Here is a 12,398-nt window from a genome sequence, read left to right as displayed (position 1 = left end):
TCCTAACTGTGTTGGACGAGGACGGTGGTGCCGTTGTGTGGGGACTGGTCGGACCCGACGGTGCTGGCCGCCGGGAGTGGTTCGGAGCACTAGTCGTTCCGGTATGCCGAGATCTGCATGTTTGCCTCCGCTTCTGCGAGCACGGGTTCGGGTGACGACGACTGTCCGGTTGAACCGTGCGCGCGGGTCTCATCGACCCTGGTGTGCGTCGCCTGCACGCCACGCGGCACGACCGCGCGCTGCAGGAGGGCGAAGACGCCCTCTAGGAGGAGCGCGAGCACGATGATGATGATCGAGCCCGCGAGCATCTGAGCGTAGTCTCGCACCGGCAGGCCGTCGAGGATGTACCGGCCGAGGCCCGGCCCGTTCGTGAGGAACGCGACCACCGTCGCGGTCGCGATGGTCTGCAGCACCGCCGAGCGGATGCCGCCGATCAGGAGCGGCAGGGCGAGCGGGATCTCGACCTTGCCGAGGATCTGCCACTCGTTCATCCCGACCGCTCGGGCTGCGTCGACCGTCTGGCGATCGATCGCCTCCACACCACCGTAGGCACCGGCGAGGACCGGTGGGATGGCGAGCACGACGAGCGCCGTGATCGCCGGGACGAGGCTCGTACTGGAGAACCCCCACCCGAGCGTGACGAGCGCCAGCAGGGAGAGCAGACCGAGGGTCGGCAGAGCGCGGAGCGCCCCGGTGATCGCGACGGCGATCTCGCGTCCCTTGCCGGTGTGCCCGATGAGCAGGCCGAGGGGGATCGCGATGAGGCAGGCGATGAGCACGGTCAGCCCGGTGACCCCGAGGTGTTGCGCGACCCGCACGGGGATGCCGCCTGGGCCCTCCCAGTGCTCGGGGTCGAAGATCCACGCGAACGCAGCAAGGAAGTTGATCATGCCGCACTCCCCTGGGTCTGCACGGCCTCGAGCTCGATCGCCTCTGCTGCCGCTCGACGACGCCGGATGGCACCCTTGGAGCTGACACGCGTCCACGGCATGAGCAGGCGGCCGAGGAGGACGAGCACCAGGTCGAACACCACGGCGATGACGACGGTGCCGACGATGCCGGTGAGGATCTCGACGGGGAACTGGCGGTTGTAGCCGTCAGTGAAGAGGTAGCCGAGATTCGTGACGCCGATGAGGGCGCCGACACTCAGCAGACTGATGGTGCTCGCGGAGACGACGCGGATCCCGGCCAGCATGAGCGGCCCGGCGAGCGGGAACTCGACCCGCCAGAACCGCTGACCCGCGGAGAACCCGACGGCCTGTGCCGACTGCCGCACGCCGGCGTCGACCGCATCGAGCGCGTCGGCGATCGTGCGCACGAGCAAGGCGACGGCGTACAGCGTGAGCGCTACGACGACGTTCGCGGGATCGAGGATCTTCGTGCCGATGAGCGAGGGCATGAGGACGAACAGCGGCAGCGAGGGGATCGCGTACAGGATGCCGCTCACCGTGAGCAGCACACCACGCGACCAACGGTACCGATGCGCCAGCCACCCGAGCGGCAGCGAGATGATGAAGCCGAGGACGATCGGCGGGAGACTCAGCTGCACGTGCGTGAGCGTGAGGCTCCAGATCATGTCCCAGTTGGCGACGACCCAGCTCATGTCGGTGCACCGCCGCTCCTCGCGCCGAGCACGCCGGCCGGGCGGCCCGACTCGTCGACCACGACGTCGCGGCCGTCGACGCGCTCCACGTGCAGCGTGCGCTGTCCGCGGTCGGCGCCGATGAACTGGGCGACGAAGTCGTCGGCCGGTGCGGCGACGATCTCCGCCGGCGTGCCGACCTGGGCGATGTGTCCGCCCTTCTGCAGGATCACGACCTGGTCGCCGAGCAGGAACGCCTCGTCGATGTCGTGGGTGACGAAGACGATCGTCTTGGCCATGTCGCGCTGCAACCGGAGGAGTTCACGCTGGAGTTCGGCGCGGACGAGCGGATCGACCGCGCCGAACGGCTCGTCCATGAGCAGGATGTTGGGGTCGATCGCGAGTCCGCGTGCGACACCGACCCGCTGCTGCTGTCCGCCCGAGAGCTGGCTCGGGTATCGGTTCGCGAGCGAGCGGTCGAGACCGACGGTGTCGAGGAGGGCCAGCGCGTCGGCCCTCGCCTGCTTCTTGTTCACGCCGGTGAGCATCGGGACGGTGGCGACGTTGTCGATCACCGTGCGGTGCGGCAGCAGCCCGGAGTTCTGCATGACGTAGCCGATGCGCCGACGCAGTTTGACCGGGTCGACGGCCGAGACGACCTCGTCGTCGATGACGATCCGGCCGGCGCTCGGGTCCACCATGCGGTTGATCATGCGCAACAGGGTCGTCTTGCCACAGCCTGAGGACCCGACGAACACCGTCGTGGTGCGCGATGGGATCGTGAGGGAGAAGTCGTCGACGGCGAGGGTGCCGTCGTCGAACCGCTTGCTGACGTGTTCGAACGAGATCATGCTGGACCGATGCCTCTTCTCTGAACGTCTGCTCGTCGCAGGCCGTCACCGACGGATCGTCGCCGCCGTGGTCGGCGGCTCGCTGAACGTCTCGTCGTCGGTTGTCCGAAACTACCGCAGCCCGCCGACATCGCGACCCCCCTCGACAGGCGACGTCGGACATGTCATGGGGTCGTCACCGCTCCTGGCCGGGGATTCCGCACCGGGGCGTGCGCGTTCCGCCCGTGGCGAACCGGTGCGCGCCACGTCGTCAGGACCGCTCGACGCCGAGTGTCGCGAGTGTCGCCGTGATGAGCTGCTGACCGCGAGGTGCTTCTTCGACGATGACGTCGAGGGCAGCTCTGATGGCGTCGAGCTCGTCGGTCGACACCCGACTCGGAGCCGTCGCGAGCGCGTCGACCGCGATCAGCGCCTCGATCGCCAGCACGTCCGCGTGGAGCGCGGTCGAGCGCTCGAGCAGACGCAGTGCCGTCCCGGCGAAGGAGGCGATGTCCTCGCCGCCTCCTCCGAGCACGGTGCCGCCGATGGCGACCGGCGTCGCGAGCACCCGCAGTTCGGCCAGGAGGTCGGCTGCGGCGTTGCGGAGCAGTCCCGGGATGCGGTTCCGTCCGCGCCGTCGGCGTTCTGCGCCGACGTCTGAGACCGCTGCGATCCGACGGTCCGCTGCAGTGGACACCTGGGCGACCACGGCGCGCAGACCGTCGAGCGCGTGGGCCAGCGGGGCGATGTGGAACAGCGCCCCGGCGTGGACGGTACCCGACGGTTGGTCGACGAGCGGGTTCTCCGCGGCCGAGCCCAGGGTCGCCTCGAGGAGGACGACCGCGCTCGCGAGCTGGTCGACGAGCGCGCCGTTGGCCTGCGGGGTCGCCCGGACGGCCAGCGGCAGCCGAGCGGACGCGCCGTGCGCACCCCGCGTCGGCTCCCCGAGCAGTTCGGTCAGCCGCGCGCCGCTCTCGATCGCTCCGAGCGACGGGCTGTGCGCGAGCACCACCGGGTCGAAGGCGGCGGCGGCCCCGCCGACACCGAAGCCCTCCAACGCGCGGACCGAGAGCGCGGCGGTCGTGTCGGCGATCCGACTGAGCGCTGCGAGGCGGTCGAGGACGAGGGCTCCGACGCCGAGCGTGTAGGAGTTGTGGTTCACCAGCGCGACGCCCTCGTGCTGCGCCAACTCGAGGGGCACGAGACCGACCCGGGCGAGCGCCGCCGCCGACGGGAGCTGTTCGCCCCCGAGCAGGGCGTCGCCGCTCCCGGTCGCGAGGGCGGCGAAGGCGGCGAGGTGGGTCGGGTCGGCGTCCCCGACCGACCCGATCGACGGGATGACGGGCACGACACCACGGTTGAGGAGTTCGGCGGTGAAGACGGCTGTCTCCAGTCGGATGCCGGAGCCGCCGCGAGTCCACCCGGCGAGGCGGGCTGCGATCACGGCCCGTGCGCGCTCCTCGGACAACGGATGGCCGACACCGCCACGGTGGTCGTTCACGAGGCGGCGCTGGACGTCCGCCTGGTCGGTCCCGTCCTCAGCGCTCTGGCCCGGACCGTGACCCGGGTCGATGGACGACCTGCGACCCGCGCCGCCACCGGAGGCGGCGCCGACGAGGTGGCGCTCGACGATCGCACGAGCAGCGCCGATCCGGTCGAGGGCGGCGGTGTCGAGGACGACGATCGCGCGCCCGGCGGCGACGGCGACCAGATCGTCGACGCCGATGGGTCCGGCCCCGAAGACGACTGGGGCGCCCATCAGGCGACGCTCCTCTCGGCGTCGGCTGCGGTCGCATCGAGATCGGTGTCCGTCACCTGCTGCTCCGTCCGGTCGAGGGCTCGGCCGATACCCGGTCGAGGAATGACGTCAGCGTACGACCGCCTGCGCGAGGCCGGCTGCTGCGTGTCGACTTATGACGCCCTGGCCGGCGGTCGCGCGGCACGGGACCGCCGGCCCGATGGACCGATACGATGGAGGGCTGATGTCCGAGATCCGAATCGCCTACCCGCCCGAGCTGCCCGTCAGTGCCGCGCGCGAGGAGATCGCGCGCGCCATCCGCGAGAACCAGGTGGTCATCGTCGCGGGCGCCACCGGCTCCGGCAAGACGACCCAGCTCCCGAAGATCTGTCTCGAACTCGGCCGTGAGTCGATCGGACACACCCAGCCGAGACGCCTCGCCGCGCGCACGATCGCCGAACGCATCTCCGAGGAGCTCGGGCAGGAGCTCGGTGGGCTCGTCGGGTACCAGGTGCGCTTCACCGATCAGGCGTCGAAGGCGACGAAGATCAAGCTGATGACCGACGGCATCCTGCTGAACGAGATCCATCGTGACCGTCTGCTCCGCAAGTACGACACGATCATCATCGACGAGGCGCACGAGCGCAGCCTCAACATCGACTTCCTCCTCGGCTACCTCAAGCAGCTCCTCCCCCAGCGCCCCGACCTCAAGGTCATCATCACCTCGGCGACGATCGACCCCGAGAGCTTCTCGAAGCACTTCGAGGGAGCACCCATCGTCGAGGTGTCCGGTCGCACCTACCCCGTCGAGATCCGATACCGTCCGCTCGTCGCTGAGGAACCGACCGACGACGACGAGGACGCACCGGAGTCCGAGGCCGCCGACCGCGACTACCTGGAAGGCATCAACGCGGCGCTCGATGAGCTCGCGCGGGAGTCGATGGGCGACGTCCTCGTCTTCCTGTCCGGTGAGACCGAGATCCGCGACGCCGCCGACGCGATCCGCGGACGGAACCTCGCGGGCACCGAGGTGCTCCCTCTGTACGGTCGTCTGTCCTCCGCCGACCAGCACAAGGTGTTCCAGCCCTCGACCGTCCCCGGGCTCCGCCGACGCATCGTGCTCGCCACGAACGTCGCGGAGACGAGCCTCACCGTGCCCGGCATCAAGTACGTGATCGACGCCGGCACCGCCCGCATCTCGCGCTACAGCGTCCGTTCGAAAGTGCAGCGCCTCCCGATCGAGGCGATCTCGCAGGCGTCCGCGAACCAGCGCTCCGGCCGCTCCGGACGCACGAGCGAGGGCATCGCCATCCGCCTCTACTCGGAGGAGGACTTCGCGAAGCGTCCCGAGTTCACCGAACCCGAGATCCTCCGGACGAACCTCGCAGCGGTCATCCTGCAGATGATCTCCCTCGGCCTCGGCGACATCGCCGCGTTCCCCTTCCTCCAGCCACCGGACGCCCGCGGCATCAAGGACGGCGTCGACCTCCTGAGCGAGCTCGGCGCGATCGAGACGCGCACCTTCGCCGACGGCTCGCCGCGCGGCACCGGCCCGAAGCTCACCCGGGTGGGACGCGACCTCACCCGGCTCCCCATCGACCCGCGCTTCGCGCGCATGGTGGTCGAGTCGAAGCGGCACGGGGTGTCACGCGAGGTCCTCGCGATCGTCGCGGCGCTCACCATCCAGGATCCACGTGAGCGGCCGCTCGAGCACCGGCAGAAGGCCGACGAGTTGCACCGGCGCTTCGTCGACCCCACGAGCGACTTCCTCGCCCTGCTCAACCTCTGGAACTACCTCGAGGAGAAACAGGACGAGCTCTCGTCGAGCGCATTCCGGCGACTCTGCAAGGCCGAGTTCCTGAACTACCTGCGCGTCCGTGAGTGGCACGACGTCTACCGTCAACTGCGTCAGCTCGCGAAACCGCTCGGGCTCACGATCAACGAGCCGACGGTGAACCCGGACGGCATCCACAAGTCGCTCCTCGCGGGCCTCCTGTCCCACATCGGCCTGAAGGATCAGTCGATCGCGCCGGTGGTGAAGGGGCGTGGGGCTCCACCCGCGACGAAGACGGCGAAGAAGGGCGACTACATCGGTGCCCGCCAGACCCGCTTCGTGCTGTTCCCCGGCTCCGCGCTCGCGAAGAAGCAACCGAACGCGGTGATGAGCGCGGAGCTCGTGGAGACCAGCCGACTCTTCGCCCGGACGAACGCCTCGATCGATCCCGCGTGGGCGGAGCAGATCGCCGGCGACCTCTGCAAGCGGTCCTACAGCGAGCCGCACTGGGAGAAGAACCAGGGCTCGGCCGTCGCGTTCGAGAAGGTGACACTGTTCGGAGTCCCGATCGTGCCGCGCCGTCGCGTACAGTTCGGTCGGATCGACCAGGAGCAGGCTCGCGAACTGTTCCTGCGGCACGCCCTCGTGGATGGCGAGTGGACCCACGACATCGCTCGCGACAAGCTGTTCGACTTCCATCGCGCCAACCGGCGCCTGCGCAGCGAGCTGAGCGAGCTCGAGGAACGGACCAGGCGCCGCGACATCCTGTTCGACGACGAGGCCGTCTTCGACTTCTACGACGCGCGTGTCCCCGCCGACGTCTCGACCACCCGGGGCTTCGAGACCTGGTGGCGCAAGACCCGCGGCGATCAGCCGGACCTGCTGACGATGCGCCAGGAGGACCTCCTCCCCGAGGACACGCCGACGGTCGACGAGACGCTGTTCCCCGCCGAGTGGGTACAGGCCGACCAACGGCTGAAGCTCAGCTACCGCTTCGAACCGGGCAGCGACGACGACGGCGTGACCGCGATCGTGCCGCTCGCCCTGCTCGACCGCCTCTCCCCCGCGGGTTTCGACTGGCAGGTGCCGGGTCTGCGCAAGGACCTCATCACGGCGATGATCAAGGCGCTGCCGAAGGCGCTGCGTCGCAACATCGTCCCGGCGTCCGACTGGGCGGCGAAGCTCATCGCGGAACTCCCCGCCGACGTCCCGGCCGTCTCTGTCGACCGGCCGGCCGCGGAGGACTCGTTCGCCACGCGCCTCGCCAACGCCATCAAACGGTTGTCCTACATGGACATCTCGGCCGCCGACTTCGAGATGGAGCGCGTTCCAGACCACCTCCTGGTCACCTTCAGGGTCATCGACGAACGCGGACGGACGCTCGCGAGCAGCAAGAATCTCGTCGAACTGCAGCACCGCCTCAAGCAGCGCACTCGCGCGAGCGTCGCCAAGGTCGCCGCAGCCCGCGTGCCGAACGCGATCGAGAAGACCGGCGCCACGCGCTGGGATTTCGACGACCTGCCCCGCTTCATCGACATCCGTCAGGAGGACGGGGTCATCCGTGGCTACCCCGCGATCGTCGACGACGGCGCGAGCGTCTCGATCCGCATCATGAGCACCGAGGCCGACCAGGCGCGCGCGATGCCCGCCGGAGTCCGTCGACTCCTGCTGCTCGCGATCCCGTCGCCGACGGCCTACGTGCAGCAGCACCTCAAGGCGAACGAGAAGCTCGCGCTCGCGACGAGCCCGTACCGTTCGACCGCCGCACTGTTCGAGGACTGCCTCGCCGCCTGCATCGACGACGTTCTGTACCGTGTGGTGCCCGACGGTCAGGTGTTCTCGAAACTGCAGTACGAGACCCTGCGCGACCGGGTGTCGGCCTCGGTGATGGACCGGATGTTCCAGACCGTCGCGATCGTGGCACGGATCCTGCAGAGCGCCCGCGACACGGAGAAGGCCATGAAGTCGGCGACGAGCATGACCCTGCTCGCGGCGCTCACCGACATGCGCGCACAGCTCGACGGACTCGTGTTCCCCGGCTTCGTGTCACGGACGGGCTCAGCGCGTCTCGACCACCTCCCGCGCTACCTGTCAGGCATCCGGTACCGCGCGGAGCGTCTCGCCGACAACCCCAACCGCGACCGGGTCTGGATGACCGAGGCGCAGACCGCGCTCGCCCGCTACGAGGCGGCCGGCGGGGTCATCCCCCTCCCGCCGGACGCGCCCGAGCACCTCGTGAAGGCTCGATGGATGCTCGAGGAGCTGCGCATCAGTCTCTTCGCGCAGCAGCTCGGCACTGCGGAGTCGGTTTCCCTGCAGCGTCTGCAGAAGGTCCTCGCCGGTTAGAGCGGCCCGCTCCGTCCCCGAGAACCCTGTGCAGAATTCAGGGAGAATCGCGCCAGAGCGGTCGAGATGTCCGATTCCCGCGCGAAATACTCCTGTTCCCGCGTTGAGCCGCGGAGACTCCCTGAATTCTGGACGGGCCGAGTGGGGGTGGCGTGGACGCTCAGGCCTGCGGTCCGGTGGCCACGGGCCGTTCTGGGTGGTTCGCCCACTCACTCCACGAGCCCGGGTACAGCACGGGCTCGAAACCGGCGAGGGTCAGCGCGACGGCGTTGTGCGCGGCGGTGATGCCGCTGCCGCAGTAGGTGGCCACGGCCGAGCCCTCGACGGCGCCCGCGGCGAGGAACCGCGCTCGCAGTTCCTCCGATGGCAGGAACGTCCCATCGGCCCCGACGTTCCCGGTCGTCGGCGTGTTCACCGCACCGGGGATGTGGCCGGCACGGGGGTCGATCGGCTCGACGTCTCCGAGGTACCGTTCCGGCGCCCGCGCATCGAGCAGCACACGGTCGGGGTCCTCCGCCCAGCCGGCCGCCTCGGCGATCGTGATGCGCGGCAGATGTCCGCTGGTGAGGGTGACCGATCCGGCCCGCGGCTGGACGGCTCCCGTCTCGAGGGGCAGACCCGCTGCGGTCCAGCCCCGCAGCGCTCCGTCCAACAGCCGGACGTCCGCGACGCCCGCGTCGCGGAGCACCCACCAGGCACGCGCCGACGAGAGGTTCTTCAGGTCGTCGTAGACCACGACGACGTCCCCGTCGTCGATGCCCCAGGAGCGCGCGGCCTGTTGCAGCGCCTCCGCAGACGGCAGCGGGTGCCGGCCGTCGACGGGGGCGGCGCCTGCTGCCACATGGTCGGCGAGCTCATGGTCGAGGTCGACGTACACCGCCCCGGGCACGTGCCCCTCCAGGTAGTCGGGTCGGCCGTCGGGGCGGTCCAGTCGCCAGCGCACGTCGAGGATCCGGACAGGTTCCGGGGCGGCGATGAGTTCGGCGAGTTCGAGCGGGCTGATGAGGATGGGCATGCCACCAGCGTACGCAGGCGAGCGGACGCGGACGCTCCTCGCGGCCGGCAGGGGCCGTCACACCGGGTAACACAGTTGCAGCACGTCGCGGATGGGCGAACCCTAGGTTGAGCGACGACCGTCGAAGAGTTCGTCGCCGCAGTCCCCCGTAGCCGTTCGAAGGATCCCTCCGTGAGCTCAGTCCACCAGGCAGCCGCCTCCGTGACCGCCCTGCCGTCCGCGATCGACGGCACCGACGTCGCCCCCGGCTACGCCTCGCTCTCCCCCGACGACTTCAAGTCGGCCTTCCGCCAGCACCCCGCGGGCGTCTCGGTCATCACGGCCGACGCCGGCCAGGGCCCCGTCGGCCTCACCGCGACCTCGGTCTTCTCCGTGAGCGCCGAACCGCCGCTCCTCGTCTTCTCGGTCTCGTCGCTGTCGTCGAGCGCACCGACGATCGTCGCCGCTGACACCGTGGTCGTCCACCTCCTGGGCTCCGAGCAGCTGCACATCGCGAAGCTGTGCGCCACGAGCGGCATCGACCGCTTCGCCGACACGTCCATCTGGGACCGCCTCCCGAGCGGTGAGCCCTATTTCACCGGAGACGGGGTGTGGATCCGCGGGCGCATCGTCAACCGCATGGAGGCCGGGACCTCGACGGTGATCGCCGTCCACGCCCTCGAGTCGAGCGTCTCCGCGCCGGCAGCCCCTGCTGCACAGCCTGCACCGGCTGAGCCGACGGCTCCCGCTGCGCCCTCGTTCACCCCGAGTTTCGACGGCGCACCGCTGGTCTACCACAACCGCACCTGGCACCGTCTCGACGCCAACTCGCAGATCGACGGCTGAGCATCTGTGCAGCCGCAACCCCTCATCTCTCCGTCGATCTCCGGATAGCGTGGTGACATCACCGTCGTCGAGAGGACCCGCATGGCTGGATCGAGAGCCCGCACCGTCGCACGTCTCCTGCTCGGAGGAGCGCTCGTCTTCGCCGGTATCAGCCATCTGACGTTCGCACGGAAGGACTTCCAGGCGCAGGTCCCGGAGTGGGTGCCGATCGATGTCGACACCACGGTGGTCTCGTCCGGCGTCGTCGAGATCGCACTCGGGACCGCATTGGCGTCCGGTGTGAAGCGCACCCTCGTCGGCAATGTGGCTGCGCTGTTCTTCACGGCGATTTTCCCGGGCAACCTGTCGCAGTGGATCAACCGTCGTGATGCGTTCGGCCTCGACACCGACAACCGTCGCTTCGGGCGGCTGTTCTTCCAACCTGTGCTCATTGCGTGGGCGCTCTGGTCCACGCGCCCCCCGCGCCGCTGACTCGCCCGGTTCTGCACGGAAATCCGGCGCTATCGCGCATTTCCGGGCGGCTCAGGGGGCCCCGCCGGTCAGCCGTTCATCGGTGAGATGTCGAGCGACACCGAGCCGAACGGGAACGGATACACGAAGAACGTGTTGACGCCGTCCCACTCGTCCACCGGCAGCAGCGCGAACCACACATGACTGATCACGACGCTCGCCACGAGGACGACGACGATCGCGATCATCGAGCGCTTGATCACTCGGAGGGCCGCTGCTTCGGTCAGCGCGCGCCGCGCGACGACGGTCAGCGCCCAGAGCACGATGCCACCGAACGCCACGAACACGACGAGGCTCGGCGTCAGCGCCAGCGAGATGCACTGCGGAGCCGTATCCGTCGGGGCGCCGTCGGCGTCGATGAACCCGCCGTCTCCGGTGGCCCCGCCCGGGCAGAAGCCGCGTCCCGCGGTGGTCAGCACGCCGTAGAGGAACGAGGCGATCAGCCCGACGATGACGAGTGAGCGCACCGCCGAGACGACCGGTACCCACGGCTGTGCGTCGCGCGCCGTGATGACGTCACCTGGATCGACGCGCGCAGGCGACGTCTGGTCGGAAATGTCGGTCATGTCGGTCCCCCCGGATCGCGATGGCTGATCCTCCACGGTAACGCGGATCAGGGCGATCCGTCTCACGGGCCCTGGCGACAGCGAGGACGTCAGGGACGCAGGCCAGCCGCGTCGAGCGCCGCGACGACCTCCGCCCGGCCCGCAGCGTCGAGCCCGAGCACCGGGCGCGGCAGATGGTGAGCGCCGACGAGTCCGAGCTCCTCCGCGATCGCGGATGCGACGCGCAGGCTGCCGAACCGGCCGAACAGCCCCCAGATCGGAGCAAGGCGATCCGATCGCCGGAGCGCCGAATCGGTGTCTCCCGCCTGAGCTGCCCGGGTGATCTGCACCGCGATCTCGGGGATCACTCCCGCGATCACGCTGTACCACGCGTCGCTTCCCGCGAGGAGGCCGATCGCACCGGTGCCGTCGCCGCTGACGCCGACGGTCACCCCGTCAGGCAGCAGCGCCCGGAGCGCCGCCACCCGCACCCGTGCCGTGTCGAGGTCGACGGACACCGGCGGGATCTTGATCGATGCGACGGCATCGAGGTGCGCGATCCGCGCGTGCAGCTCGTCGCTGAAGACGACGTGCGTGGTTCCCGGATTGTCGTAGACGACGATCGGCAGCGGCGAGCGTGTGGCCACCGCCTCGTACAGACCGAACACCTCGTCGTCGCCGAGCGCCTGGTAGGTCATGGGTGCGAGGAGCACCGCCGCCGCCCCGGCCGCGCACGCGTCGTCGAGGTTGGCGAGCACCGCCCGCGTCGCCAACGCGCTGATCCCGACGATGACGGGGATGTCACCGGCGGCTTCGACCGCGAGTCGCGCCACTCGAGCACGCTCGGCGCGGTCGAGGTAGGCGGCGCTCCCCGTCGACCCGAGTGCGCCGATCGAGTCGACCCCGGCTCGCGCCGCTCGCTCCACGATGCGGGCGAACGAGTCCTCGTCGATGGCCTCCCCCACGATCGGCGTGAGTGGGAACGCGCTGACACCCGTGAACATGCTCCTCCTCCCCGGCACGCAGCGGGTCGTGAACGCACCGGACCCGACCCATGCTGCCATGGGAGAGGCCGCACGGTACCGCACAGCGCGCGCTTGGTCCACGGGTCCTGTCCCCCGTTTGGGGTTATGCGTCGACGAACGTAGCGTGGCTGGGGTCCACAACGGAAGCGTGACGAAAGGAACACAGCGGATGAAGACGACCAGAATCGGCCTGAATGCAACGGCAACG

General features: G+C 69.6%; 10 protein-coding genes. 3 read left to right on the top strand and 7 right to left on the bottom strand.

The window, feature by feature from the left end; all coding sequences use genetic code 11:
- Positions 1–89 precede the first annotated feature (89 nt).
- The 4 genes from KXS11_RS02305 to KXS11_RS02290 form a co-directional block, all read right to left on the bottom strand.
- On the bottom strand, positions 90–890 hold the full coding sequence (locus KXS11_RS02305) for an ABC transporter permease (protein WP_437383828.1): 801 nt from the start codon (positions 888–890) through the stop codon (positions 90–92).
- Entirely contained in the window at positions 887–1,603 is a 717-nt protein-coding gene (locus KXS11_RS02300; RefSeq protein WP_437383827.1) for an ABC transporter permease, read from the bottom strand. The genes KXS11_RS02305 and KXS11_RS02300 overlap by 4 nt, the downstream gene beginning before the upstream one ends.
- Entirely contained in the window at positions 1,600–2,433 is an 834-nt protein-coding gene (locus KXS11_RS02295; RefSeq protein ID WP_437383826.1) for an ABC transporter ATP-binding protein, read from the bottom strand. The genes KXS11_RS02300 and KXS11_RS02295 overlap by 4 nt, the downstream gene beginning before the upstream one ends.
- 250 nt (positions 2,434–2,683) lie before the next feature.
- Positions 2,684–4,171 (bottom strand): aromatic amino acid ammonia-lyase, encoded by a 1,488-nt coding sequence (locus tag KXS11_RS02290; protein WP_437383825.1) that lies wholly within the window; start codon positions 4,169–4,171, stop codon positions 2,684–2,686.
- 223 nt (positions 4,172–4,394) lie between these two features.
- Here KXS11_RS02290 and hrpA point away from each other — a divergent pair, with 223 nt between their 5' ends.
- On the top strand, positions 4,395–8,270 hold the full coding sequence (gene hrpA, locus KXS11_RS02285; RefSeq protein WP_437383824.1) for an ATP-dependent RNA helicase HrpA: 3,876 nt from the start codon (positions 4,395–4,397) through the stop codon (positions 8,268–8,270).
- Positions 8,271–8,430: 160 nt separating this feature from the next.
- Here the strand turns inward: hrpA and KXS11_RS02280 are convergent, their stop codons facing one another.
- Positions 8,431–9,285 (bottom strand): sulfurtransferase, encoded by an 855-nt coding sequence (locus KXS11_RS02280; protein ID WP_437383823.1) that lies wholly within the window; start codon positions 9,283–9,285, stop codon positions 8,431–8,433.
- Positions 9,286–9,486: 201 nt separating this feature from the next.
- Here KXS11_RS02280 and KXS11_RS02275 point away from each other — a divergent pair, with 201 nt between their 5' ends.
- Together KXS11_RS02275 and KXS11_RS02270 are read left to right on the top strand one after the other, a co-directional pair.
- Positions 9,487–10,110: a flavin reductase family protein gene (locus KXS11_RS02275; RefSeq protein ID WP_437384129.1), complete on the top strand. Its 624-nt coding sequence runs from the start codon at positions 9,487–9,489 to the stop codon at positions 10,108–10,110.
- Positions 10,111–10,191: 81 nt separating this feature from the next.
- Complete coding sequence (locus KXS11_RS02270; protein ID WP_437383822.1) at positions 10,192–10,581, top strand: DoxX family protein; 390 nt, start codon at positions 10,192–10,194, stop codon at positions 10,579–10,581.
- A gap of 68 nt (positions 10,582–10,649) precedes the next feature.
- On the opposite strand, the gene KXS11_RS02265 is transcribed toward KXS11_RS02270, so the two are convergent.
- Positions 10,650–11,186 carry a hypothetical protein gene (locus KXS11_RS02265; protein ID WP_437383821.1) on the bottom strand — a complete coding sequence of 179 codons (537 nt, stop codon included), beginning with the start codon at positions 11,184–11,186 and terminating at the stop codon, positions 10,650–10,652.
- 89 nt (positions 11,187–11,275) lie between these two features.
- Complete coding sequence (locus KXS11_RS02260) at positions 11,276–12,169, bottom strand: dihydrodipicolinate synthase family protein (RefSeq protein ID WP_437383820.1); 894 nt, start codon at positions 12,167–12,169, stop codon at positions 11,276–11,278.
- Between the last annotated feature and the right edge of the window lie 229 nt (positions 12,170–12,398).

This window comes from Plantibacter flavus (assembly GCF_051487245.1).
In the GTDB taxonomy this organism is placed as follows: domain Bacteria; phylum Actinomycetota; class Actinomycetes; order Actinomycetales; family Microbacteriaceae; genus Plantibacter; species Plantibacter flavus_B.
The sequence above is the reverse complement of the archived record's forward strand: the minus strand, read 5'-3'. Positions and strand labels throughout refer to the sequence as shown.

What these genes read in the sequence shown, in the direction of transcription:
- KXS11_RS02305 (WP_437383828.1), bottom strand. Translation starts at nt 890, where the DNA reads ATGATCAACTTCCTTGCTGCGTTCGCGTGGATCTTCGACCCCGAGCAC.
- KXS11_RS02300 (WP_437383827.1), bottom strand. Translation starts at nt 1,603, where the DNA reads ATGAGCTGGGTCGTCGCCAACTGGGACATGATCTGGAGCCTCACGCTC.
- KXS11_RS02295 (WP_437383826.1), bottom strand. Translation starts at nt 2,433, where the DNA reads ATGATCTCGTTCGAACACGTCAGCAAGCGGTTCGACGACGGCACCCTC.
- KXS11_RS02290 (WP_437383825.1), bottom strand. Translation starts at nt 4,171, where the DNA reads ATGGGCGCCCCAGTCGTCTTCGGGGCCGGACCCATCGGCGTCGACGAT.
- hrpA (WP_437383824.1), top strand. Translation starts at nt 4,395, where the DNA reads ATGTCCGAGATCCGAATCGCCTACCCGCCCGAGCTGCCCGTCAGTGCC.
- KXS11_RS02280 (WP_437383823.1), bottom strand. Translation starts at nt 9,285, where the DNA reads ATGCCCATCCTCATCAGCCCGCTCGAACTCGCCGAACTCATCGCCGCC.
- KXS11_RS02270 (WP_437383822.1), top strand. Translation starts at nt 10,192, where the DNA reads ATGGCTGGATCGAGAGCCCGCACCGTCGCACGTCTCCTGCTCGGAGGA.
- KXS11_RS02265 (WP_437383821.1), bottom strand. Translation starts at nt 11,186, where the DNA reads ATGACCGACATTTCCGACCAGACGTCGCCTGCGCGCGTCGATCCAGGT.
- KXS11_RS02260 (WP_437383820.1), bottom strand. Translation starts at nt 12,169, where the DNA reads ATGTTCACGGGTGTCAGCGCGTTCCCACTCACGCCGATCGTGGGGGAG.